This is a genomic window from Marinobacter sp., from assembly GCF_046484525.1.
In the GTDB taxonomy this organism is placed as follows: domain Bacteria; phylum Pseudomonadota; class Gammaproteobacteria; order Pseudomonadales; family Oleiphilaceae; genus Marinobacter.
In genome coordinates this window covers 1-22,996 of sequence record NZ_JAWOIS010000015.1, presented here as the reverse complement: position 1 = coordinate 22,996, position 22,996 = coordinate 1, and the positions used below count along the sequence as shown (strand labels likewise).

23 protein-coding genes and 1 pseudogene are annotated in these 22,996 nt (G+C 58.5%); 17 read left to right on the top strand and 7 right to left on the bottom strand.

Annotation, left to right across the window (positions count from 1 at the left end):
* Positions 1-165 (top strand): annotated as a pseudogene (locus tag R6W86_RS03495) (S-(hydroxymethyl)glutathione dehydrogenase); the annotation flags it as partial.
* A 72-nt stretch (positions 166-237) separates the two neighbouring features.
* Here R6W86_RS03495 and R6W86_RS03490 read toward each other — a convergent pair.
* The 6 genes from R6W86_RS03490 to R6W86_RS03465 form a co-directional block, all read right to left on the bottom strand.
* A complete protein-coding gene (locus tag R6W86_RS03490; RefSeq protein ID WP_410328004.1) occupies positions 238-837 on the bottom strand; it encodes an antibiotic biosynthesis monooxygenase in 600 nt (199 codons plus the stop codon).
* Positions 838-911: 74 nt separating this feature from the next.
* On the bottom strand, positions 912-2,240 hold the full coding sequence (locus R6W86_RS03485; protein ID WP_410328003.1) for a DUF1329 domain-containing protein: 1,329 nt from the start codon (positions 2,238-2,240) through the stop codon (positions 912-914).
* A gap of 13 nt (positions 2,241-2,253) precedes the next feature.
* Complete coding sequence (locus R6W86_RS03480) at positions 2,254-4,173, bottom strand: DUF1302 family protein (RefSeq protein WP_410328002.1); 1,920 nt, start codon at positions 4,171-4,173, stop codon at positions 2,254-2,256.
* A 39-nt stretch (positions 4,174-4,212) separates the two neighbouring features.
* Positions 4,213-6,678: an efflux RND transporter permease subunit gene (locus R6W86_RS03475; RefSeq protein ID WP_410328001.1), complete on the bottom strand. Its 2,466-nt coding sequence runs from the start codon at positions 6,676-6,678 to the stop codon at positions 4,213-4,215.
* A gap of 2 nt (positions 6,679-6,680) precedes the next feature.
* Positions 6,681-7,682 carry a WD40/YVTN/BNR-like repeat-containing protein gene (locus tag R6W86_RS03470; protein ID WP_410328000.1) on the bottom strand — a complete coding sequence of 334 codons (1,002 nt, stop codon included), beginning with the start codon at positions 7,680-7,682 and terminating at the stop codon, positions 6,681-6,683.
* A gap of 248 nt (positions 7,683-7,930) precedes the next feature.
* Complete coding sequence (locus R6W86_RS03465; RefSeq protein ID WP_410327999.1) at positions 7,931-9,637, bottom strand: sigma 54-interacting transcriptional regulator; 1,707 nt, start codon at positions 9,635-9,637, stop codon at positions 7,931-7,933.
* Positions 9,638-10,004: 367 nt separating this feature from the next.
* Between R6W86_RS03465 and R6W86_RS03460 the strand changes: the two genes are divergently transcribed.
* From R6W86_RS03460 to R6W86_RS03385, 16 genes are all read left to right on the top strand, one after another.
* Positions 10,005-10,265: a phenol hydroxylase subunit gene (locus tag R6W86_RS03460; protein WP_410327998.1), complete on the top strand. Its 261-nt coding sequence runs from the start codon at positions 10,005-10,007 to the stop codon at positions 10,263-10,265.
* 50 nt (positions 10,266-10,315) lie between these two features.
* The gene (locus tag R6W86_RS03455; protein ID WP_410327997.1) at positions 10,316-11,317 is read left to right on the top strand and encodes an aromatic/alkene monooxygenase hydroxylase subunit beta; all 1,002 of its coding nucleotides are present in this window, start codon (positions 10,316-10,318) and stop codon (positions 11,315-11,317) included.
* Positions 11,314-11,583: an MmoB/DmpM family protein gene (locus tag R6W86_RS03450; RefSeq protein WP_113861812.1), complete on the top strand. Its 270-nt coding sequence runs from the start codon at positions 11,314-11,316 to the stop codon at positions 11,581-11,583. The genes R6W86_RS03455 and R6W86_RS03450 overlap by 4 nt, the downstream gene beginning before the upstream one ends.
* A gap of 14 nt (positions 11,584-11,597) precedes the next feature.
* Positions 11,598-13,145: an aromatic/alkene/methane monooxygenase hydroxylase/oxygenase subunit alpha gene (locus R6W86_RS03445; protein ID WP_410327996.1), complete on the top strand. Its 1,548-nt coding sequence runs from the start codon at positions 11,598-11,600 to the stop codon at positions 13,143-13,145.
* Between the two features lie 66 nt (positions 13,146-13,211).
* Positions 13,212-13,571 (top strand): phenol hydroxylase subunit P4, encoded by a 360-nt coding sequence (locus tag R6W86_RS03440; RefSeq protein ID WP_410327995.1) that lies wholly within the window; start codon positions 13,212-13,214, stop codon positions 13,569-13,571.
* 10 nt (positions 13,572-13,581) lie between these two features.
* Positions 13,582-14,643: an NADH:ubiquinone reductase (Na(+)-transporting) subunit F gene (locus R6W86_RS03435; protein WP_410327994.1), complete on the top strand. Its 1,062-nt coding sequence runs from the start codon at positions 13,582-13,584 to the stop codon at positions 14,641-14,643.
* A 13-nt stretch (positions 14,644-14,656) separates the two neighbouring features.
* On the top strand, positions 14,657-14,992 hold the full coding sequence (locus R6W86_RS03430) for a 2Fe-2S iron-sulfur cluster-binding protein (protein WP_410327993.1): 336 nt from the start codon (positions 14,657-14,659) through the stop codon (positions 14,990-14,992).
* Positions 14,993-14,997: 5 nt separating this feature from the next.
* Complete coding sequence (locus tag R6W86_RS03425; protein ID WP_410327992.1) at positions 14,998-15,921, top strand: catechol 2,3-dioxygenase; 924 nt, start codon at positions 14,998-15,000, stop codon at positions 15,919-15,921.
* 32 nt (positions 15,922-15,953) lie between these two features.
* Positions 15,954-17,414 (top strand): 2-hydroxymuconic semialdehyde dehydrogenase, encoded by a 1,461-nt coding sequence (locus R6W86_RS03420; protein WP_410327991.1) that lies wholly within the window; start codon positions 15,954-15,956, stop codon positions 17,412-17,414.
* Between the two features lie 7 nt (positions 17,415-17,421).
* The gene (locus tag R6W86_RS03415; protein ID WP_410327990.1) at positions 17,422-18,357 is read left to right on the top strand and encodes an alpha/beta fold hydrolase; all 936 of its coding nucleotides are present in this window, start codon (positions 17,422-17,424) and stop codon (positions 18,355-18,357) included.
* Entirely contained in the window at positions 18,279-19,064 is a 786-nt protein-coding gene (dmpE, locus tag R6W86_RS03410) for a 2-oxopent-4-enoate hydratase (RefSeq protein WP_410327989.1), read from the top strand. Before R6W86_RS03415 ends, dmpE begins: the two co-directional genes overlap by 79 nt.
* Positions 19,065-19,090: 26 nt before the next feature.
* Positions 19,091-20,026, top strand: a complete 936-nt coding sequence (locus R6W86_RS03405) for an acetaldehyde dehydrogenase (acetylating) (protein ID WP_410327988.1) — start codon at positions 19,091-19,093, stop codon at positions 20,024-20,026.
* A 12-nt stretch (positions 20,027-20,038) separates the two neighbouring features.
* Positions 20,039-21,076 (top strand): 4-hydroxy-2-oxovalerate aldolase, encoded by a 1,038-nt coding sequence (dmpG, locus tag R6W86_RS03400; protein ID WP_410327987.1) that lies wholly within the window; start codon positions 20,039-20,041, stop codon positions 21,074-21,076.
* Entirely contained in the window at positions 21,073-21,867 is a 795-nt protein-coding gene (gene dmpH / locus R6W86_RS03395; RefSeq protein WP_410327986.1) for a 2-oxo-3-hexenedioate decarboxylase, read from the top strand. The genes dmpG and dmpH overlap by 4 nt, the downstream gene beginning before the upstream one ends.
* A 9-nt stretch (positions 21,868-21,876) precedes the next feature.
* Positions 21,877-22,068 carry a 4-oxalocrotonate tautomerase gene (locus tag R6W86_RS03390; protein WP_410327985.1) on the top strand — a complete coding sequence of 64 codons (192 nt, stop codon included), beginning with the start codon at positions 21,877-21,879 and terminating at the stop codon, positions 22,066-22,068.
* 39 nt (positions 22,069-22,107) lie between these two features.
* Positions 22,108-22,782, top strand: a complete 675-nt coding sequence (locus tag R6W86_RS03385; RefSeq protein WP_410327984.1) for a hypothetical protein — start codon at positions 22,108-22,110, stop codon at positions 22,780-22,782.
* 21 nt (positions 22,783-22,803) lie between these two features.
* Here R6W86_RS03385 and R6W86_RS03380 read toward each other — a convergent pair.
* The coding region (locus R6W86_RS03380) for an OmpA family protein (protein ID WP_410327983.1) at positions 22,804-22,996 on the bottom strand (193 nt) is incomplete at its 5' end.

Here is a 22,996-nt window from a genome sequence, read left to right as displayed (position 1 = left end):
GGTGTGAAGGGTCGCACCGAGCTGCCGGGCTATGTGGAGAAGGCCGAGAAGGGTGAGATTCCGCTGGATGTGTTCATCACCCACGAGATGAAGTTGGAAGACATCAACAAGGCCTTTGACCTGATGCATGAGGGTAAGAGCATTCGGTCTGTGATTCATTTTTGATGACGCTTGCAAGAGGACGGGTTGGTTGAAGCTGACTCGTCCCATTTTGTTCGTCCGTAGAGATTCTCGTTGTTAACGGGAATCTCTGTTCGTTTTCGGGAACAGCCAGGGTGAAAACCAGCGGGTCATTCTGGGCATCAACATGTAACTCATCAGAATCATGACCACGGCCGTGACCAGGAACGTCCTCGCCAGCAGCGGTATTTGCGCCAGAATGTCGCCGAACAATACAAACAAAAGAGTCACAGCTGGATAAAGCGCCAGCCAGCTGACAAGGGTCATCTTCCATTTGGGTGGTGGTTTCACCGGATTCTGTCCGGGCAGGGTGAACCAGGTGACGATCCCGGAGGTGACTTCCCGTTCGCTGGGTTGCACCAGCAGGCTTTCGGTCTGTTCCAGTAGCTCGGCCCGTTCCTCCGATTCTTCCCAGGAGGTCAGGGTCTCGCGATCACGGAATTTGAAGACAATGCGGTACTCGGGATCGTCCGGGGAGGACGGCCGGAACATGGTGGTACCGAGATAACCCTGGAACGTTGCTGCCCGTTCGGTCATCTGGCTACTGAGTTGCTCGAATTCGCGTTCTTCTCCTTTTCGCACCCTTCGTGAGACAACAACCGTAAGCGGCTCCCGGATCTGATCAGTTGCGGTTGAGGTGTTTTCTCCTGCTGACATGTTCTTCTCCCTCGTAATCCAAAAAAGGGGCCCGCAAACGCGGGCCCAGTAGAGGAGCAACAATGATAGGCAGATCAGCTGCCGGTGGCGCGCAGGTATTGCACGTTAAACATATTGGTCGGAGTCAGTTCCGGATCGACCTGACCCTTGAACTGGCCGGTAGTGCAGTGGCTGGCCTGGACGTCGATCATGCTGAAGCTGTCGTCAATGGACACGCCACTGCCCTTGTTCTTGGGCAGATGATGGTCCGGGTGGGCCTGACCGATAGTGAAGGTCTTCCACAGGCTGCCCTTGCGATCGTAGGAGACCGTGCGCGGGATGGTGAACGTCTGCGCGTCCATGAAGTGCACGCGCTTGGACAGCGGGTGGCTTTCATCGACAGGCACGGACTCCACTTCGTGTACCTTGCGCAGCTGCCAGGTGATGTCCGGGAAGCAGCCGCCCTTGCCACTGAAGGCCACGACCTGGTAACCGTCATCATCCTCGTGGGTTTCGCTATCCAGAGTCAGCTCATTGTGGTTGTAGAACGGCATCAGCATGTAGCGGGTGCCTTTGTAGGTCCAGTTCATGTCCGAGATCCGGCCGTTATAACCCTCGAAGTCTTCGATCATCAGGTCGGAACCGAGGAAAGCGTCGGTTACCTGACCGGTGGCCAGGCGGCGGACCCGGCGCTGGAAGCCGAGATACAGCCAGGAGTTGTCACGCTTGAGATCGTCTGCGGCCCGGTGAATCAGCAGCTGGGTGTCCCGTACGTCTGCCGGATCCAGTACCTGAACGTAGATGGCACGGAACAGGTCGGACGGATTCGGCGCGACTTCCGGAGTCGGCTCCTGGTTCACCCGGCCCTTGTAGTTTAGGAAGTGGAAGTTGAACTTGATGGTCCGTTCGACGTCGCCGGAGTCCATGTCCCGGTACTTCCAGTAGAACGGATAGATGGCGGCACTATCGCCCCAGTTGTACCCGTACTTGTAGTTCCAGGCCAGTTTCTCGCCCGCGCGGGGATCATCTGCACTGGGCTCTTCCGGGAATGGACGCCCGGCCTGCCAGCCGTTGATCTCACCCACCTTGTCACCGAGTGAGACCTGACCCAGGGAAGCGCGGGTGGCTTCGACGTAGTTCGGGTGGAGGTCGAAGGAAGTGGTCTCGCCGACGGTGATCGTGGTCCAGCCCTGCTCGATAAACCGATAGAAAGCCGGGTCGATGGCATCCTTGAATTGGGCCACGTTGTCCTGGTTAATCACCATGCCCGGCTGAAGGCCTTCAAAGTGTGGGGTTTCAGTCTTGTACGGGTAGAAGGATTCGGTGATTACCGCCTGATCGGCCAGGGCCGAGGTGGCCATCAGGCCGGCCGTGCAGCCGGCGATGAGTGTACGGGTCAGTGTATTCATTTTGTTGTGTTTCATGTTTACCTCGTGATCAGAAGCTGTAGCGAACGGTCAGCTGGACTTCGTCTTCTTCCTGGGCCATGCCGATCGGTCCGGATTTGAAGCGGCCAAGGGGTTCATAGCCGGACAGGCCTGCGGATTCACCCGGCTGGTGATTCACGACACCGGGAGTCTGGGTGAACGGATCCCAGGGGTTGCACGAACGGCAGTCGTCGAATTTCCGGGCACCGTCACCAACCTTGATGTTGGCACCGGCGGTGAGCTTGAGATTGTCGGTAACAATCCAGTCGACGCTCGGGGCAAGCGTGGTGGCTTGGGCGCGGAAATCATGGGCGGTGATCAGTTTCGGAGTCAGCCGGTTGTTCATGTAGAAGCCCTGAATCAGCAGGGTGCCAATCCAGTTGTGCTCCCAGTCAGGAATACCGGCTTCACCGTAGGTTCTCTGCTCACGCTCGTGATCAAGAATGTGCTGACCGAAGATCTGGCCAGAGAACAGGAACGACTGGTTCTCGTTCAGGAACGGGATGAAGATGTTCTTGTCCGCACCCAAGACGTAACGAACCACGTCGGACTCGGAATAGAGCTTTTCCCGCAAGGTATTGGCGAATTCCTCACCGGAGGTGTAGGCCGTCTCGAACCGGAACACGGTATCGATGCCCTGGGAGTAGTAATCCAGTGAGCCACCCACCAGATTGACCCGGGGGAAATGGATGTCGAAAGCAATCAGTGAGGGCCAGGCGCCTGTCTCACTGGTGAAGGCGTTTTCGGCTGGAATCCCGCCACGCAGTGATGGCAACTGGGACCGGTAGGTCAGGGCGTTCAGGGAGAAGCCCAGGTCGCCGTAGACACCTTCCATCTTCAGGCCAAGCTGGGTATTGGACAGTTTCCAGCTGGGCAGGTTGGCCCTGCGGATACCGATCTGGCCCGGGCCGAAGTCGGTTGCGAGACCGCCGTCCGGTGTTGCTCCGGCAAAGTTGGCCACCGTGCCACCATTCTCCCAGAGGTTGTTCATGCCGCGGAAGAAACAGCCGGCATCGAGAATGACATTGGGCTGGCCACACTGGCCGATGTCGTGGGGACGGAACTCGTCGAAGTTCCACACCACCTGGAAGTTGAGATCGTCAAAGGCCAGGCCGTCGACAACTTCCGTCGGGCCCATGCGGTAGTCCGTCTTCAGGATCCACATGGGAATCCGGATGTCCTCCAGCTCGTCGTAGATGTTGTTGCGGGAGTAATCCACGGGGTTGATCACGTCCAACACCCGGAACAGATCCGTCCGGCCCCAGATCACCTGCTGTCTACCCAGGCGGGTACTGAGGACGTTGCCGCTGTCGAAGTTCAGATCGAAATCGACATAAAGCTCACGAATAAAATCCAGATGGTCGTTGAATTCCTGGAACCGGAGTTCGTCCTCATCCTTGTCCAGGTAATCGTCGATACAGCCGCGGCTGTCGACGTCGCAGGGCCGGACCGGAACACCGAAGGCGACGCCGTTATCTTGGTCGTGCAGGTGCTCACCAAGAACCACCATTCCATCATTGGGGTTCTCGGTGATGTCAAAGCCCAGCTCGGTACCGGGGACAACCAGACCGCCCCCATGGGGAACGGATCCCTGGGCCAGGTCCTGAAGCAAAATGGGGCCGCCGGCCTCGCTGCCGTATTCATCTTCGTTGAGATCGTAGACCCCGTCATAGGTCCCCCTGAGCGTACCGCTCACCGAGACATTGCTGAAAATGCCCACGTCGCCGTAACGTTTTTTTCCCTCCAGCTGGACGGTGTTGCGGAATTTTGAAAGTCCGACACCGTCACGTGCATACGTCGCGTTCTCGTAGAAGCCATTGATCCTGGCGTCCTCGGCGGCAACAGCCGGGGACAGCGGTGCCAGGGCGAGCCCGGTAGCGCCGGACAGGGCAGCGCACCAGAAGCTCAGGCCTTTTATTTTTGTTTGCATGGCAGATCCTCGTTTGGGTTGTGATGGAGCACTCCCGGGTCAGGCCCGGGACGCTGCTCCGGCTACGTATCCATCACCCTCCAGCGTGCTGCTGGCAGGCGAGGGAGTCGGTTCAGGACGTTGACGGTCGGCGTGGAGAATGCCGTCCTCATCGGCGTAAACGTCGCTGATGAAACGGGGCTTGAAGACCAGTACCCAGGACGGCACCAGCAGCATGGCGGCGATGCCGTTGATCACGATCATCACGCACAGCAGCATGGCGGCATCGGACTGGAAGCGCAGGTCGGAGAAGATCACCCACATGATGATCCCGGCCATCAGGGTCAGTGCGGTGAAGCTGATAGCCATCCCGGTGGTGGCAATGGCCCGGCGCACGGCCTCGCGCAGCTCGCCGCACTTCGCCATTTCCTCGCGGATCCGGTCCATCATGTAGATCGAGTAGTCGATCCCGACACCGATACCCACCGCAATGACCGGCACCGTGTTGATGTCGATGCTCAGGCCGTAGAGGCCCATGTAGGCGTAGGTCAGGGTGGTGGCGAACAGCATCGCCAGCAGCATCATCAGGCCTGCATGCCAGGAGGTGTAGAACAGCATCACGAAGACAAAGATGAGCAGGAAGACCAGAGGCAGCACGATCATGTTGGTGTCGAACGCCGATTCGTTCATCGCGGCAGCCACCCCGAGCGTGCCGCCGGCCAACCGGATGGTCAGGCCCTCAACGTCATTGCCATGCTCGGCAATCCATTGCTTGGCCATGTGAATGGCCCGGCGAATGGTCTCGCCCTGGCGGTCCTTGTAAAAGAACACCAGGTTAGCGACACGGTCGTCAGTGTCGTTGAACTCATCCAGGGCTCCGGGAATGGGGCTGGAAGCCATGTAGGTGAACATCAGGCCACCGACATAGCGTTCGTCGTGGGGAATCTGGTACCAGCGTGGATCGTCGTTGTGCATCAGGCGATTCACCTGTTTCACCAGGTCCGGCAGGCCCTTGCTGCCGCCGACACTCGGATCACTCAGCATATGAGACTGGAAGTCAGACAACGCCTTCAGCACTTCAGGCCGTTTCAGACCGCCTTTCTCATCGGTCTCCGCGATCACATACAGCTCTTCGGAACCGGGGAAACGGTCATTCACCACCCGGGAGGAAATGTTGTAGTCGTGGTCCGGGTAGAGAATGGGTGAGCCGGGTTCGGAATCCCCGATCTGGACATTGGAGGCTGCCAGAACTCCTGCACCCATGACGATGGCCGCCGCCACCAGAACCACCTTGGCGCGGCCGGGGCGGGTCACGGTCCGGGAACAGCTGCTTCCGATGTACCGCAGCGCGGTTTCCCGCATCTCGGCGTTCCTGGGAGCCTGCAGGATGGACAACAGCAGCGGAACACCGATCAGCACCGTGAAGACCACGGTGATCGCCCACAAGGAGGCATAGATGCCCAGGTGGGTATTCAGCGGAATCGAACCGATGGCAATCAGTGACAGACCAATGGCATCGGAAACCACACCCAGTGAGCCCGGGCGGAACAGGCTGTCAAACGTCGCCTTGGCGGCCTTCGGACCTTCGCCCAAGACGCGGGTTTCGGCGTAATAGCGCTCCACCAGCTGAACGCCGTGGCTCATGGCCCTGGCTGCAATCAAAAAGGGGATCACCAGCCCGAGTGGATCCAGGTTGTACCCGAGCAGACTGATGATCCCAAGCCCCCAGATCGTGGAGATCAGTACGCCGCCAAGAGGAATGAGTACGCCGTACGCCTTGCGGAAGTGGAAGAGCAGCAGGGCGAGCATGGCGAGTACGGTGAAGATGAAGATTTGCAGGATCTGGTCCATGTAGGTGTAGGCCCAGCCCACCAGCACCGGCTGGCCGGTGGCGTAGATGGTGACGCCGTCGTGGGCCTCCTGCTGTCGAAGCTCCTGCAGTTGGGCAAAGGTTTCGGCGTAATCGAGCTTGCCCTCGATCAATTGAGCCTTGACCAGTGCCATCCTGAATTCCGGAGAAACCAGCGGACCGTAAACCCGGGGGTTGGCGGCAACCGCCGCTTTCATCTCCGCCAAAGCCTGTTCGGAGTACTCACCCTGGGTGGAGTCGTAGTAGGGCTCGGAGTTGATGCTGCCCACCTCGGTGAGCCAGATTTCCCGGGAGTTGCGGTGAGTAACGCTGGCCACGAGGTTGTGGTTGACCCCTGGCAGGTTATCGACGGCCTGGGTCACCCGGTCGATGGTGGCCAGGTTGTCATTGGAGAAGATGTCGCCTTCGGCAAATTCAACACCAACCACCAGGACATTGGCGCCGCCAAAGTCGTCCTTGATGCTGTTGTGCAGTTCGATGTAAGGGTGCTGTTGCGGCAGCAGGTCCGCGAAATCCGTGTAGATTTTCAGTCCCGGAATCCGCAGGGCGAAGAACAGCGTGAGCAACGCGATCAGCGTCAGCACTTTCCTCGGATTCCTGAAGATCCAGAGCTCCAGCAGGTGCAGGAAATGCGTGAAGCGATGCAGTCCGGCCATGATCAGTTTCCTCGGTTGTTACTGGCCACGTTGGCCACGGGAATGTCGAGATGAAGAAGCAGCCCCCGGCCACCGGCGACCAGTAGTTGGCGGTTCTCGAGGAGAACGCCATCGCGTAGGTAAAGAGGCTGACTTGGAGTTTTCAGGCTCGCCCACTGGTCGCCCTGAAGTGTGAGGACCGTGGCATTGTCGCCAAGGGCAAACAGGGCACCTTCAGCATCGATAAAACCGAACAGCGGCATGGTGGTGTCAGTAGGCTGGCGGTCCCAGCTCTCGCCGCCATCGGTGGTGTGGTAGATGAACCCGTTCAGGCCGCCAACCCAACCCTCTTCGGAAGACGCGAAGTAAGCGGAGTGGGGATAGAATTCCTCGGGCAGGTAGCCGGCGTAATCCCAGGTCTGACCGCCGTCCCGGGTTTTCAGAACCAGCCCATATTCGCCGGTGGCGATAGCGGTATCCGCGTCCAGGAACTGGAGGTTGGTCAGGATGGCATCTTCGTTAAGGGTGGTTTCATTCCAGGTTGTTCCCTGATCGGCAGAACTCTGGAGTGTGGTGAAGCTGCCACCTGCCCACCAGGAACCGTCAGGCGCGCAGGTGGCGGTCATCATCTGTTCCTGGTTGGACAGATCGTGGGGTGTCCACTCGGTTCCGGCGGAGGTGCCGTGCCAGAGCTGGTTGTCGAAGGTCAGTGCAATGAAACTTCCGTCCGGGCAGGTATCCAGGGACAGGAAGCTTTCGCTGGTAGGCACGGGGATCCGTTGCCAGTCCTGACCGCCATTCTGGCTTACCAGCAGCGCGCCGGTATTGCCGGCCATGGCAACCACTTGATCGTTCTGCGCCACGGATTGAAAGAAGTCGGTGCGCTGAATGGCCTGTTGGGACTGCACCTTGACAGCGTCAAGATTCAGCGGTGCTTCACATCCGGTCAGCAACATCGCGGACAATCCGGCGATGGCAATGGAGGTGGGGAATATGCCGCGAGGGCACTCCGAAGCGTATGGCATGTTATGTCACCGTCTTTGTTTTTGTGGAAAAAGCGACTGACGGTGACTCAGCAACCGCTGTGCCATGACTGGAAAAGTGCGTTTAAATCACTGAAAAATATTAATTAAATTTATGGTTTAAGCATTTGGTCAAGGGGCTGATCAAGGTTGGAGGAAGGCTTGATTTTCATCAAATCGTTAAGTGGAGGGAGGGGTTGTCGATTTGATCAAGGTGAGAGTGAAGACGTCCGTGTCCAGAAATTGCGAGGTCAGGTTTCGGCCAGGATGCCCGACTTTTTCAGCCGATAGGCAAGGGCAGGGCGGGTCAGCCCCAGTATCCGTGCGGCCTTGGAGACATTCTGGTTGGCGCGCTCCATGGCTTCGCGCATAAGGGTCTCTTCGACTTCCTCAAGGCTGATATTGTTGCCCAGGATGTGTTCGGACCAACTTCCCACCCCGGTGGACTCGTGGCCGTTGGTCACCTTGCCGCCCATGTCGACACAATCGGTGGGCGAGTCTTCGGTGGTTGGAGGCGAGACTGCAAACAGCGCTTCCTGGCTGATGCATTCATTGTTGTCGGTGAGAATGACTCCGCGCTCAATCACGTTCTCCAGTTCCCGGATATTACCCGGCCAGTGGTAACGCATACACAGGTCGAGAGCCTTGTCAGAGAGGCCCAGGGTCCGCTTGTCATACTCGGAGTGGAACTTCTCGAGGAAGTGCTCGATGAGTACGGGAAGGTCCTCCAGCCGCTCCCGGAGTGGAGGGACCTTTACCGGGAAAACGTTCAGCCGATAGAAAAGGTCCGCCCGGAATCTGCCTTCTTCGACTGCCTGCTGAAGGCTCTCGTTGGTGGCAGCAATGACTCGGACGTTGACTTTGCGGGTCCGGTTGTCGCCAACCCGCTCAAGCTCTCCCTCCTGTAACACCCGTAAGAGCGTGGCTTGAGCTCTGGGAGTCAGTTCGATCACCTCGTCAAGAAAGATTGTGCCACCGTTGGCGCGCTCGAACCGTCCTTCTCTCGACTGGTTGGCGCCTGTGTAGGCGCCTTTTTCGACTCCGAACAGCTCCGCCTCAATGAGGTCCGGTGGAATGGCTGCGCAGTTAACGGCAACAAACGGACTTTCGGCCCGCTCGCTTCGCAGGTGGACGCTGCGCGCGATCACTTCCTTTCCGACCCCGGTTTCACCCAAAAGCAACACCGAAACCTTGCCCTGGGCAGCCTTGTCGATCATCTTGCAGACCTTGTTGTAGGCTCCGGACTGGCCGATGCCGTAGTACTGGCCCTTTTGTTTATGCAGGCTGCTACGCAGGGAGCTCAGCTGGGCCTGGAGATCGTACAGCTCTTCGATGATCGGATCGGCCTTGAAATAACGTGCGAATTCTTCGGCATCGTCCCACTGTTCCGCTGGTTTACCTTCAATGACACACTTTTCATCCCCGCAGCCGCGACAACTGATCTCCCTGAAAATGATCTCCCGTCCCATGAATGATGAAGTATAGGCACAGGCGTAGCCAAGCAATGCCCAGCACACTGCCTCATCCATCTGACCAAGCTCGGTCTGGCAGATCTCGACCTCAAAGGAATCGATCCATTCCAGCTTGCCATAGAATTCACCGGTTTCCTGGTCAATATCGATTTCCAGGGGAATCACCTTGACCATGCCCTTGAGGGAATGGAGTTGGGGGCCGGCAAGAAAGATATCCAGTTCGTCGCAGTGAGGTCGAAGTTTGCGCGCCAGCTCGGCATCCCGGATTCCGGATTGGTAGCCCAGGCGCAGGAAAAAGCCTTTGGCACGCTCGACGCCCATGCTGTTGACCATTTCCCGACGGAATGCCGCCATGGCATTCAGGTGCATCAGCAGCATTCGCTGCTCACCGAACCAGATTTTGCCTTCCGTGCTCTGAAACCGGATCTGCTCCGTAAGATCCCGAAAATCCACGTAATTCAGTTGTGGCTTGTAGGTAACTGCCATGAGGGGTGTCCCTGTTGTAGTTGTAGTGGGACGGCTCTTTTGGAGCTCGCTTTCGGATATTGGCTTTTTATATAACACCTGATGAAAGTCAAAAATCAACCAAGTGGTTAATTTTTTTGTCTAGAAAATGGCCAGTCCAAGCTTTCTCAGCATTTGCTGACCCGCGTGATGAAAATTGATTATTTGATAAAAAATGCCCGTCTCTTTTTTCCTTCCTTTTACTCCGCCTGGAAAGTCCTCGACCAAAACGTTTTTGTAAAAGCTCATTAAAAACAGTGACCTGAAAAATCCTTCCTGTTCGTCAGGCCAATCTGGCACAGCCGTTGCTCCACCCCTTGCAGCCAACAACAAACACAAGGGGCAAATAATGACCTCCCAGACTGACATCAAAACCTTCGACGAGTTGACCCGATATATCCGGGTCCGCAGCGAGCCCGGTGACAAGTTCGTTGAATTCGACTTCGCCATTGGCTTCCCGGAGCTGTTCGTTGAGCTCGTGTTGCCTCGCGAGGCCTTCGAACTCTTCTGCAAGCACAACAAAGTTGTCCACATGGACTCTGACATGATCCGCGAGATTGACGAAGACATGGTCAAGTGGCGGTTCGGGGAGCGGGGACAGCGTTACTAGGCAATACCCATCAACCTCCACGTTCACAACAACAAGACGGTTAAGTTGATATGAGCATCGAAATCAAGACCAACTCGGTGGAACCTATCCGCCAGACCTACGGCCACATTGCCCGCCGTTTCGGCGACAAGCCTGCCTCCCGTTACCAGGAAGCGAGCTTTGATCTTGAGGCCAAGACCAACTTCCACTATCGCCCGCTGTGGGATTCCGAGCACGGACTCAACGATCCGAACCGCACCGCTATTCGCATGGAAGACTGGTATGCAGTGACCGATCCACGTCAGTTCTATTACGGAGCCTACGTGGGCAATCGCGCCAAGATGCAGGAAGCCGCCGAGACCAGTTTTGGCTTCTGCGAAAAGCGCAATCTGCTGGGCCGGCTGCCTGAGACAACCCGGAAGCAGCTGCTTCGGTTGCTGGTCCCGCTCCGTCACGTCGAGCTCGGCGCCAATATGAACAACAGCAAGATCGCCGGTGACGCCACCGCCACGACGGTTGCCCAGATGCACATCTATCAGGCCATGGACCGTCTGGGCATTGGCCAGTATCTGTCCCGGATCGCGCTGATGACCGACGGCAGCACCGGCACCAGCCTGGATGAGTCCAAAGGTTACTGGATGGACGATGCGCTCTGGCAGACGATGCGCAAGCTGGTTGAGGACACCCTGGTAATGCGGGACTGGTTCGAGTTGAGCCTGGTCCAGAACGTCCTGCTGGATGGCCTGCTCTACCCGCTGGTTTACGAAAAGATGGATCAGTGGCTTGGCGAACAGGATGCCGAAGACGTCTCCATGCTCACCGAGTTCATGCGCGACTGGTACAAGGAGTCCGTGCGCTGGACCAACGCGATGATGAAAGCTGTCGCCGGTGAAAGCGAAGCGAACCGGGAGCTGTTGCAGTCATGGATCGATCATTGGGAACCGCGTGCATACGAAGCCCTGAAGCCGCTCGCGGAAACCTCTACCGGCGTAGAAGCCCTGGATGAAACCCGGGCCCAGCTCGCCACCCGCCTCAAGAAATTCGGACTGCAAAGCCAGGGAGTATCCGCATGAGCCAGCTCGTATTCATCGCCTTTCAGGACAACGATAACGCCCGCTACCTGGTGGACGCCATTGCCGAGGACAACCCGGAAGCGGAGGTCCAGCACCAGCCCGCGATGATCCGGATTCAGGCGGAGAAGCGCCTGGTGATCAACCGGGAAACCATGGAAGAAAAGCTCGGTCGCGACTGGGACGTTCAGGAGATGCTGATTGATGTGATCAGTATCGGCGGCAATGTCGACGAGGACGACGACCACTTCATTCTTCAGTGGAACTGATTGGGAGAACCATCATGTCTGTTAAAAACAAGAAGCTTAACCTCAAAGACAAGTACCAGTATCTGACCCGGGATATGGCCTGGGAGCCCAGTTACCAGAAGAAAGAGGATATCTTCCCAAACGAGTCGTTCGAGGGGATCAAGATCACCGACTGGTCCCAGTGGGAAGATCCGTTTCGCCTGACCATGGATGCCTACTGGAAGTACCAGGCGGAGAAAGAGAAGAAGCTCTATGCCATCTTCGATGCCTTTGCCCAAAACAACGGCCACCAGAATATCTCCGACGCCCGTTACGTTAACGCATTGAAGCTGTTCCTGAGTGGTGTGTCTCCGCTGGAGCACGCAGCCTTCCAGGGGTATGCCCGCGTGGGTCGGGACTTCAGTGGCGCCGGTGCCCGGGTGGCATGTCAGATGCAGGCCATCGACGAACTGCGTCACTCCCAGACCCAGCAACACGCGTTGAGCCACTACAACAAGCACTTCAACGGCCTGCACGATGCGGCACACATGCACGACCGGGTGTGGTTCCTGTCCGTGCCCAAGTCGTTCTTTGACGACGCCCGCTCTGCCGGTCCGTTCGAGTTCCTGACCGCGATCTCATTCTCCTTCGAGTATGTGCTGACCAACCTGCTGTTTGTGCCGTTCATGTCCGGAGCCGCTTACAACGGCGATATGGCCACCGTAACTTTCGGCTTCTCGGCCCAGTCTGACGAGGCCCGACACATGACTCTGGGTCTTGAGGTGATCAAGTTCATCCTGGAGCAGCATGAGGACAACGTGCCAATCGTGCAGCGCTGGATCGACAAGTGGTTCTGGCGCGGTTTCCGCCTGCTGAGCCTGGTGGGAATGATGATGGATTACATGCTGCCAAACCGGGTCATGTCCTGGGCGGAGGCCTGGGAGGTGTACTACGAGCAGAACGGTGGTGCCCTGTTCAAGGATCTGGAGCGTTATGGCATCCGTCCGCCCAAGTATCAGGACGTGGCCAACGACGCCAAGAACCATGTCAGTCACCAGGCCTGGGCCACCTTCTACCAGTACGGCCATGCTACCAATTTCCACACCTGGATGCCGGAAAAGGACGAACTGGACTGGCTGTCCAAGAAGTACCCGGAAACCTTCGACAAATACTATCGCTCACGCTTCGAGCACTGGGCGAAGGAGCACGCCGAAGGCCGTCGTTTCTACAACAACACCCTGCCCCAGCTGTGCCAGGTGTGCCAGATCCCGACCATCTTCACCGAGAAGGATGATCCGACCGCGCTGAGCCACCGCCAGATTGTGCACGAGGGTGAGCGCTATCACTTCTGCTCGGATGGTTGCTGCGACATCTTCAAGAACGAGCCGGAGAAGTACGTCCAGGCCTGGTTGCCGGTGCACCAGATCTACCAGGGCAACTGCGAAGGCGACGACGTCGAGACCGTGGTGTCGAACTACTACCACATCAATATCGGCGAGGACAATTTCGAGTACATCGGGTCCCCGGACCACAAGCGCTGGCTGTCCATCAAGGGCAAACAGACCGGCGATAAAGAAAGCAGCTCCAGTCAGGACGCCGCCTGATCCGGGATTCATCCGGAGCCTGCGCGCTCCGGGCGTCTCACCCACAAGAACAACAAGGTGAACAACATGAGTGTAAATGCCTTATACGACTACAAATTCGAACCCAAAGACAAGGTCGAGAACTTCCACGGCATGCACTTGCTGTATGTCTACTGGCCGCACCACCTGATGTATTGCTCTCCCTTCGCTTTCCTGGTTGCGCCCGACATGACCTTTGGCGCGATGCTTGAAGAGGTCCTCAAGCCTGCGGTGGTGGCCCACCCGGATGCGGCCAAAGCCGATTTTCTCGGAGCAGATTGGCAGCTCAACGGAGAGCCATTCGCCCCCGATGCCAACGCAACGTTGAGAGACAGCGGCATCGATCACAAGAGCATGTTGACCGTTACCACGAAAGGGCTGGACGGCATCGCCGACACCGCATCCTGAGGGCACTGTCATGAGTCATACCGTAACCATCGAGCCGATTGGCGAGCAGATAGAGGTGGAGGATGGCCAGACCATTCTCCAGGCGGCCCTCCGCCAGGGTGTCTGGTTGCCCTTTGCCTGCGGCCATGGCACCTGCGCTACCTGCAAGGTCCAGGTGCTGGAAGGGGATGTCGAAGTTGGCGATGCATCGCCGTTCGCCCTGATGGATGTGGAACGGGACGAGGGCAAAGTCCTTGCCTGCTGCGCCACCGTCGAGAGCGACGTAACCATCGAAGCGGACATTGACGTGGATCCGGACTTCGAAGGCTACCCAGTCGAGGACTACGTGGCCACCGTCACCGATATCGTGGATCTGTCACCGACCATCAAGGGTGTCCACCTGAAGCTGGACCGGCCCATGACTTTCCAGGCTGGCCAGTACATCAACATCGAACTGCCGGGAGTGGATGGTCCGAGGGCTTTTTCGCTGGCCAACCCACCGAGTAAGGCCGATGAAGTGGAACTGCATGTGCGGCTGGTGCCAGGCGGCGGCGCCACCACCTACATCCACGAACAACTGAAGGCTGGCGAGAAGCTGAATCTGTCCGGCCCCTACGGTCAGTTCTTCGTTCGCAGCTCCCAGCCTGGTGATCTGATCTTCATCGCTGGCGGTTCGGGACTCTCCAGCCCGCAATCCATGATTCTGGAGCTGCTGGAGCAAAACGACGAGCGCAAGATCACCCTGTTCCAAGGGGCCCGTAACCAGGCCGAACTCTATAACCGGGAGTTGTTCGAGGCCCTGGATCGGGATCACGCCAACTTCACCTATGTGCCGGCCTTGAGTGACGTGGCGGAGGACGCGGACTGGCGGGGTTTCCGGGGCTATGTCCACGAGGCCGCCAAGGAGCACTACGATGGTCGTTTCGCCGGAAACAAGGCCTATATGTGCGGACCTCCTCCCATGATTGATGCTGCCATCACCGCCCTGATGCAAGGCCGGCTGTTCGAACGGGACATCTTCATGGAGAAATTCCTGACAGCGGCAGACGGCGCGGAAGAAACCCAGCGCTCAGCCCTGTTCAAGAAGATATAACCGGAGGGGGACCATGGCTCAGACCTACCGGATTACAGAGCAGTCCACCGGCCAGTCTTTCGAGTGCGCTCGGGACCAGAACATCCTCAAGGCCATGGAGCAGAGAGGACTGAACTGCGTACCCGTGGGATGCCGTGGCGGTGGCTGCGGTTTCTGCAAGATCACCGTGATCAATGGTGATTACGAATGCGGAAAGATGAGCAAGGTGCACGTTCTGCCAGAGTGTCTGGAAAGAGGGGAGGTTCTGGCCTGTCGGATCTATCCCCGGACCGATCTGATCATCGAGTGCCGACCGCAACCAGCGGCGGAACTCACCAACAAGCAAACAACAACAAGAGCGTTGAGGTAACTGTCATGAAAAAAGGTGTAATGCGTCCCGGTCACGTTCAGGTTCGTGTCCTCGATATGGATGCCGCAGTCAGACACTACACAGACCTGTTGGGCCTGATCGAAATGGACCGTGACGATCAGGGGCGGGTCTACCTGAAGGCCTGGACAGAAGTCGACAAGTTCTCCGTGGTCCTGCGTGAAGCAGATGAACCCGGCATGGACTTTATGGCCTTCAAGGTTATTGATGAGCCTTCGTTGCAGCAGCTGGAGAAGGATCTGGTGGCACATGGCGTCGATATCGACCAGGTACCCGAGGGGGAGCTGAAGGACTGCGGCCGCAGAGTCCGGTTCACCGCACCGTCGGGTCATGCCTTCGAACTCTATGCCGATAAAAAGTATACCGGCAAATGGGGCCTGGCCGAGGTCAATCCGGAAGCCTGGCCGTGGGGCCTGGACGGAATGAAAGCTGTACGGTTCGACCATTGTCTGCTTTATGGTCCGGAACTCGCTGCAACTTACGACCTGTTTGTGAATGTTCTCGGATTCTATCTGGCGGAGCAGGTTCTGGACGGCGACGGCACCCGGATTGCCCAGTTCCTGACGCTCTCCACCAAGGCACACGACATTGCCTTCATCCATCATGAGGAAAAGGGCAAATTCCACCACGCGTCTTTCTATCTCGAGACCTGGGAAGATGTGCTGAGAGCCGCAGACCTCATTTCCATGACCGATACCTCCATCGACATCGGCCCTACACGCCACGGCCTGACTCACGGCAAGACAATCTATTTCTTCGATCCCTCCGGTAACCGCAACGAGGTGTTCTGCGGCGGCGATTACAACTATCCCGATCACAAACCGGTGACCTGGCAGGCCGAACAGCTCGGCAAGGCGATCTTTTATCACGATCGCCAGCTCAATGAGCGGTTCCTGACAGTACTGACCTGATCCGAAACTGATTCAAACAGGACTACGCAGCAATGAAAGATATCAAGCACTACATCAATGGGCAGTACGTTGGCTCGGCCAGCGGCAAGCTGTTCGACAACGTGAATCCGGCCAATGGCAAAGTCCTGAGCAAGGTGCACGAGGCCGGCCGGGACGAGGTGGATGCCGCGGTCAGGGCAGCCCGCGCCGCCCTGCGAGGCCCCTGGGGCAAGATGAACCTGGACGAGCGCACCCGGATTCTTCACAAGGTGGCCGACGGTATCGATGCTCGCTTTGATGAGTTTCTGGAAGCGGAGTGTCTTGATACCGGCAAGCCCAAATCCATGGCCAGCCATATCGACATCCCCCGGGGCGCAGCCAATTTCAAGGTGTTCGCGGACATGATCAAGAACGTGCCCGCCGAATCCTTTGAGATGCCGACCCCGGACGGCACCGGCGCACTGAACTATGCGGTACGCCGTCCCAAGGGCGTGATCGGTGTAATCAGTCCGTGGAACCTGCCATTGCTGCTGATGACCTGGAAGGTCGGTCCGGCCCTGGCTTGTGGCAATTCGGTGGTGGTCAAGCCTTCCGAGGAGACCCCGACCACTGCGGCTCTGCTGGGTGAGGTGATGAAGGAAGCCGGGGTTCCGGATGGTGTCTACAACGTGGTCCATGGCTTTGGCGGCAACTCCGCCGGTGCCTTCCTCACCGAACATCCCGACGTAGACGGCTTCACTTTCACCGGTGAAACGGTGACCGGTGAGACCATCATGAAGGCCGCCGCGAAAGGTATCCGGGACATCTCCCTGGAACTGGGTGGCAAAAACGCGGGCCTGGTGTTTGCCGACTGCGACATGGACAAGGCGATCGAGGGCACCATGCGATCTGCCTTTGCCAACTGTGGCCAGGTGTGCCTGGGCACCGAGCGGGTATACGTGGAGCGAGCCATCTTTGACGAATTTGTTGCTCGCCTCAAGGCCGCGGCGGAAGGCCTCAAGATTGGTCCGTCCGAGGACAGCGAGGCGAACTTGGGGCCATTGGTCAGCCTGAAGCATCGCGAAAAGGTGTTGTCCTACTACCAGAAGGCGGTTGATGACGGTGCCACGGTGATCACCGGTGGTGGCGTTCCCGACATGCCGGAGGAACTGGCTGGCGGTGCCTGGGTTCAGCCCACCATCTGGACCGGGCTTGCTGACGACTCGGCGGTGGTCACCGACGAGATCTTCGGGCCCTGCTGTCACATCCGTCCGTTTGACACTGAAGAGGAAGCCATCGAACTGGCCAACAGTCTGCCTTACGGCCTGGCTTCGGCCATCTGGACGGAGAACGTAACGCGGGCCCACCGCGTCGCTGGCCAGATTGAAGCCGGCATCATCTGGGTGAACAGCTGGTTCCTGCGGGATCTGCGTACCCCGTTCGGGGGCAGCAAGCAATCCGGTGTCGGCCGCGAGGGAGGTGTGCATTCCCTGGAGTTCTACACCGAGATGAAAAACGTCTGCATCAAGCTGTGAGGTAGTCATGAACGCACCCGTAGGCAGCCCGGAAATAGGGCGTGAAATTACAGCGGCCGGCTACCGCACCAACCTGCACGATCAGGGGGAAGGCTTCCCGGTCATGATGATCCATGGCTCCGGTCCGGGCGTGACCGCCTGGGCCAACTGGCGCCTGGTCATCCCTGAACTGGAGAAACACCGCCGCGTGATCGCGCCGGACATGCTCGGCTTCGGTTACAGCGAGCGCCCGGACGACCAGGTCTACAACCGTGAGCGCTGGGTAAAGCACGCCATTGGTGTTTTGGATGAACTGGGCCTGGGGCGGGTCGATCTGGTGGGTAACTCCTTCGGTGGTGGCCTGGCCCTGGCGCTGGCCATCGAACACCCGCAACGGGTTCGTCGCCTGGTGCTGATGGGATCGGTGGGTGTCAGCTTCCCGATCACCAAGGGCCTGGATGAGGTCTGGGGTTACGAGCCTTCTATCGAAACCATGCGTCGCCTGATGGATGTATTCGCCTACAACAAAGGCCTGCTGACCGACGAATTGGCGGAAATGCGCTATCAGGCCAGCATTCGCCCCGGTTTCCAGGAGTCATTCGCGGCCATGTTCCCGGCGCCGCGCCAGCGTTGGGTCGATAACCTGGCCAGCAACGAGGAGGACATTCGTGCGTTGCCCCACGAGACCCTGATTTTGCATGGCCGGGAAGATGAAGTGATTCCGCTGGAAGCTTCCCTGAAGCTGTCCGGTCTGATTGAGCGCTCCCAGCTCCACGTCTTCGGCCGCTGTGGCCACTGGACCCAGATTGAACATGCTGACCGGTTTGTCCGGTTGGTCAACGATTTTCTCAATGAAGCCGATCAAGCGGTAGCAGGAGACTCCAGATGGAACAAACACGAATCCAGGTGCTCGGTGACGAGCTCTACCAGTCCATGGTCAATCGTGAGGCAGTATTGCCCCTGACCAGTCGGGGCGAGGACATCACCATTGATGACGCATACCACATTTCCCTGCGCATGCTGGAGCGCCGTCTGGCGGATGGTGCTTCGGTCATCGGCAAGAAGATCGGTGTCACCAGCAAGGCGGTGCAGAACATGCTGAACGTGCACCAGCCGGATTTCGGTTATCTGACCGACGACATGGTGTTCAACAGCGGTGAAGCCATGCCCATCAGTGATCGGCTGATCGCCCCGCGTGCCGAGGGCGAGATTGCCTTCATCCTGAAGAAGGATCTGAACGGGCCAGGTATCACCAACGCCGACGTGCTGGCCGCAACCGAATGTGTGATGCCCTGTTTCGAGATCGTCGATTCCCGCATCCAGGACTGGAAGATCGCCATTCAGGACACCATCGCCGACAACGCCTCCTGCGGTCTGTTCGTGCTGGGCGACCAGGCAGTCTCCCCGCGCAAGGTGGACCTGGTGACCTGCGGCATGGTGGTGGAAAAGAACGGCAGTGTGATCAGTGCCGGTGCCGGCGCGGCGGCCCTGGGCTCCCCGGTGAACTGTGTGACCTGGCTAGCCAACACGCTGGGCGAGTTCGGCATTCCCCTGAAGGCAGGCGAGGTGATTCTTTCCGGCTCGCTGGTGCCGCTGGAACCGGTGAAGGCCGGGGACTACATGCGGGTGGATATCGGTGGTATTGGCAGCGCTTCGGTGCGCTTTGCCTGACCGGCGAAAATGATGAGGAATAGGTTATGAGCAAGAAACTGAAAGCAGCCATCATCGGCTCGGGCAACATCGGCACCGACCTTATGATCAAGATCCTGCGCAACGGCAAGCACATCGAGATGGGCGCCATGGTCGGTATCGACCCGGAATCCGACGGCCTGGCCCGCGCCCAGCGCATGGGCGTGGCCACCACCCACGAGGGCGTGGACGGCCTGGTGAAGATGCCGGAATTCGCCGACATCGACATCGTCTTTGACGCCACCTCCGCCAAGGCGCACATGCACAACGAGGTGTTCCTGCGCGGTCACAAGGAAAACATCAAGATCGTCGACCTGACCCCGGCGGCCATCGGTCCTTACTGCGTGCCGGTGGTGAACCTGGAACAGAACCTGGCCGAAGGCAACGTCAACATGGTCACCTGCGGTGGCCAGGCCACCATCCCGATGGTTGCTGCCGTGTCCCGGGTCGCCAAGGTGCACTACGCCGAGATCGTGGCGTCCATTTCATCGAAATCCGCCGGCCCAGGCACTCGCGCCAACATCGACGAGTTCACCGAAACCACCTCCAAGGCCATCGAATTGGTCGGCGGTGCCCAGAAGGGCAAGGCCATCATCATCCTGAATCCGGCCGAGCCGCCCCTGCTGATGCGCGACACCGTTTACGTGCTCTCCGACGCCGCCGACAAGGCGGAAGTGGAAGCCTCCGTCGAGGAGATGGTCAAGGCCGTGTCGTCCTACGTGCCGGGCTACCGCCTGAAACAGAAGGTGCAGTTCGACGACATCCCCGAAGATCAGCCCATGAACGTCCCGGGCCTGGGCCGCTTCAGCGGCCTGAAGACCTCCATCTTCCTGGAAGTGGAGGGCGCCGCCCACTACCTGCCGGCCTACGCAGGCAACCTGGACGTCATGACCTCCGCCGCGCTGGGCACCGCCGAGCGTATCGCCGAATCGCTGGTCAAGTAAGGAGACTGAATCATGACTTATAACCCTGGCAAGAAACTGTATATCTCCGACGTGACCCTGCGCGACGGAAGCCACGCCATCCGCCACCAGTACTCCATCAAGAACGTGCAGGACATCGCCCGGGCGCTGGACAAGGCCAAAGTCGATTCGATTGAAGTGGCCCACGGTGACGGCCTGCAAGGCTCCAGCTTCAACTACGGCTTCGGTGCCCACACCGACCTGGAGTGGATCGAGGCGGTGGCCGAAGTGGTCGAACACGCCCAGATTGCCACTCTCTTGTTGCCCGGTATCGGGACCGTCGAAGACCTTGAAGATGCCTACAAGGCAGGCGCACGGACGGTCCGTGTGGCCACTCACTGCACCGAGGCGGACGTGTCCAGGCAGCACATCGAACACGCCCGGAAGCTGGGCATGGACACTGTCGGGTTCCTGATGATGAGTCACATGCAGACCCCGCAGGGCCTGGCCGAGCAAGCCAAGCTGATGGAAGGCTACGGCGCCACCTGTCTCTATGTCGTTGACTCCGGCGGTGCCATGAACATGAACGACATTCGCGACCGCTTCCGGGCCCTGAAAGATGCCCTCAAACCGGAAACCCAGACCGGCATGCATGCCCACCACAACCTGGCCCTGGGTGTGGCCAACTCCATTGTTGCTGTCGAAGAAGGCTGCGACCGGATTGATGCCTCCCTCTCCGGCATGGGCGCCGGTGCCGGCAACGCGCCGCTGGAGGTGTGCATCGCCGCCTTCGACAAGATGGGCTGGGAGCACGGCACCGACCTGTACGCCCTGATGGATGCCGCCGACGACGTGGTGCGTCCGCTGCAGGACCGCCCGGTTCGCGTTGACCGCGAAACCCTGGCGCTGGGCTATGCCGGTGTTTATTCCAGTTTCCTGCGTCACTCCGAGGTGGCGGCGCAGAAGTATGGCCTGAAGACCGTGGACATTCTGGTAGAGCTTGGCCGCCGCCGCATGGTGGGCGGTCAGGAAGACATGATTGTGGACGTGGCGCTGGATCTGCTCGCCGCACGGAAGGAGCAAAACGCATGAGCAAGACATTGAGCCGAGAGCAGGTGCTGGCGCTGGCCGAGCACGTGGAAAACGCCGAACTTCAGGCCCACGACATCACCAAGGTCACCAACGATTATCCGAACATGACCTTCGAGGATGCCTACGACGTGCAGTGGGAAATCCGCCGCCGCAAGGAAGAGCGGGGCAACAAGGTGGTCGGCATGAAGATGGGGCTGACCTCCTGGGCCAAGATGGCACAGATGGGCGTGGAGACGCCGATCTACGGCTTCCTGGCGGATTATTTCAGTGTGCCCGATGGCGGCGTGGTGAACACCAAGGAGCTGATTCACCCGAAGATCGAGGCCGAGATTGCCTTCGTCACCAAGGAGCCGCTGAAAGGGCCGGGTTGTCACATTGGCCAGGTGCTGGCGGCAACGGATTTTGTGATTCCCGCGGTGGAAGTGATCGACTCCCGCTATGAGAACTTCAAGTTCGACCTGGTCAGTGTGGTAGCGGACAACGCCTCCTCCACCCGGTTTATCACCGGTGGCCAGATGGCGGATGTGGCGGACGTCGACCTGAAAACCCTGGGTGTTGTCGTTGAGAAGAACGGTGAGGTTGTCGACGTAGGTGCAGGTGCCGCGGTACTTGGCCATCCCGCCTCCAGTGTTGCCATGCTGGCCAACCTGTTGGCAGAGCGCGGCGAGCACATCCCGGGCGGCACCTTCATCATGACTGGCGGTATTACCGCAGCCATCACTGTCGAGCCCGGTGACAACATCACAGTTCGTTACCAGGGTCTTGGCACGGTATCCGCCCGTTTCGAATAAGGAGGCTCCATGCCTGTTGCGCAGATCAACATCCTGGAAGGTCGGACTGATGAGCAGAAGGAAATGCTGATCAGTGAGGTGACCGATGCAATCTCACGCTCATTGGGAGCGCCCGTAGAAAATGTCCGGATCATCATTACTGAAATGCCAAAGCAACACTTCGGTATTGGTGGTCAATCTGTAAAGAAGCTGGGGCGATGAGCCTCGGCTTTTGATCTGATTTTTTCTGGAGAAAGACCTGTGAACAAGCTGCCGGTGTTATTTGTCTCTTGCAACGCGGAAAGCCTGCAGTCTCAGCGCGAAGCTGGCTCAGGTCCTGCCCGGATGATCTGGGGGAAGCGTTACGAAAGCGTCGTATTGATCAGTACTGACACAGACCTTCAGGCACCCCTGATAGTGCATTTGAAGGGCAGTGCTGACCGATCCGAGAGTATCCATAGGTTGCTGGGTTCGCAGGGTTTTACACCCGGTTTTCAATCCGGGAAAGCAAACAAACGCCATGATTTGCTTCATGTTCTTCTATCCGAGGAGCCGGGAGATCTGTCCGAATTGCGGTTGAATACCGGGATGAGTGAGCAGGAATATCGGCGTATTGGGCAGTGCCTGGAGGTTCTGCGCGAACAGGGGGTCCTGATCATTTGTCTGGACGACAAGGTAGACAGTCAGTTATTGCTGCATGACCGCCATTTGCGAGAGATGATCAACGGCTGGGTTCAGGACCAGCAATGGGAGTCTGTGATGACGTTCAAAGGGGGCTCCCCCAAAATTGCACCGACCCTTCGACTGGATGATCCGACCGTGTGCCTGCTTAACGCCGCTTTCAGCCTTGGAGGCTCGCAATTTCCCCAGAGGATGTTTAGCAGCGGCATGAACAATTCAGCCTGGATGCTCTCCGGTTTCGGTTGGATTAGGTAGCCCCCCAAGGGTCTGGCAGAGCTACCGATCCGTCAGCTTCAGCTCAATCCTCCGGTTCTTCTGTAACGCCTCCGGACTGGTGCCTTCCGCCACCGGGAAGAATTCACCGAAACCGGCGGCCACCATCCGCCGCTCGGGTACCCCTTGGGCGGCCAGGTAGCGAACCACCGCCACCGCCCGGGCGGTGGACAACTCCCAGTTGGAGGGGAATTTC

What these genes read in the sequence shown, in the direction of transcription:
- R6W86_RS03490 (WP_410328004.1), bottom strand. Translation starts at nt 837, where the DNA reads ATGTCAGCAGGAGAAAACACCTCAACCGCAACTGATCAGATCCGGGAG.
- R6W86_RS03485 (WP_410328003.1), bottom strand. Translation starts at nt 2,240, where the DNA reads ATGAAACACAACAAAATGAATACACTGACCCGTACACTCATCGCCGGC.
- R6W86_RS03480 (WP_410328002.1), bottom strand. Translation starts at nt 4,173, where the DNA reads ATGCAAACAAAAATAAAAGGCCTGAGCTTCTGGTGCGCTGCCCTGTCC.
- R6W86_RS03475 (WP_410328001.1), bottom strand. Translation starts at nt 6,678, where the DNA reads ATGGCCGGACTGCATCGCTTCACGCATTTCCTGCACCTGCTGGAGCTC.
- R6W86_RS03470 (WP_410328000.1), bottom strand. Translation starts at nt 7,682, where the DNA reads ATGCCATACGCTTCGGAGTGCCCTCGCGGCATATTCCCCACCTCCATT.
- R6W86_RS03465 (WP_410327999.1), bottom strand. Translation starts at nt 9,637, where the DNA reads ATGGCAGTTACCTACAAGCCACAACTGAATTACGTGGATTTTCGGGAT.
- R6W86_RS03460 (WP_410327998.1), top strand. Translation starts at nt 10,005, where the DNA reads ATGACCTCCCAGACTGACATCAAAACCTTCGACGAGTTGACCCGATAT.
- R6W86_RS03455 (WP_410327997.1), top strand. Translation starts at nt 10,316, where the DNA reads ATGAGCATCGAAATCAAGACCAACTCGGTGGAACCTATCCGCCAGACC.
- R6W86_RS03450 (WP_113861812.1), top strand. Translation starts at nt 11,314, where the DNA reads ATGAGCCAGCTCGTATTCATCGCCTTTCAGGACAACGATAACGCCCGC.
- R6W86_RS03445 (WP_410327996.1), top strand. Translation starts at nt 11,598, where the DNA reads ATGTCTGTTAAAAACAAGAAGCTTAACCTCAAAGACAAGTACCAGTAT.
- R6W86_RS03440 (WP_410327995.1), top strand. Translation starts at nt 13,212, where the DNA reads ATGAGTGTAAATGCCTTATACGACTACAAATTCGAACCCAAAGACAAG.
- R6W86_RS03435 (WP_410327994.1), top strand. Translation starts at nt 13,582, where the DNA reads ATGAGTCATACCGTAACCATCGAGCCGATTGGCGAGCAGATAGAGGTG.
- R6W86_RS03430 (WP_410327993.1), top strand. Translation starts at nt 14,657, where the DNA reads ATGGCTCAGACCTACCGGATTACAGAGCAGTCCACCGGCCAGTCTTTC.
- R6W86_RS03425 (WP_410327992.1), top strand. Translation starts at nt 14,998, where the DNA reads ATGAAAAAAGGTGTAATGCGTCCCGGTCACGTTCAGGTTCGTGTCCTC.
- R6W86_RS03420 (WP_410327991.1), top strand. Translation starts at nt 15,954, where the DNA reads ATGAAAGATATCAAGCACTACATCAATGGGCAGTACGTTGGCTCGGCC.
- R6W86_RS03415 (WP_410327990.1), top strand. Translation starts at nt 17,422, where the DNA reads ATGAACGCACCCGTAGGCAGCCCGGAAATAGGGCGTGAAATTACAGCG.
- dmpE (WP_410327989.1), top strand. Translation starts at nt 18,279, where the DNA reads ATGGAACAAACACGAATCCAGGTGCTCGGTGACGAGCTCTACCAGTCC.
- R6W86_RS03405 (WP_410327988.1), top strand. Translation starts at nt 19,091, where the DNA reads ATGAGCAAGAAACTGAAAGCAGCCATCATCGGCTCGGGCAACATCGGC.
- dmpG (WP_410327987.1), top strand. Translation starts at nt 20,039, where the DNA reads ATGACTTATAACCCTGGCAAGAAACTGTATATCTCCGACGTGACCCTG.
- dmpH (WP_410327986.1), top strand. Translation starts at nt 21,073, where the DNA reads ATGAGCAAGACATTGAGCCGAGAGCAGGTGCTGGCGCTGGCCGAGCAC.
- R6W86_RS03390 (WP_410327985.1), top strand. Translation starts at nt 21,877, where the DNA reads ATGCCTGTTGCGCAGATCAACATCCTGGAAGGTCGGACTGATGAGCAG.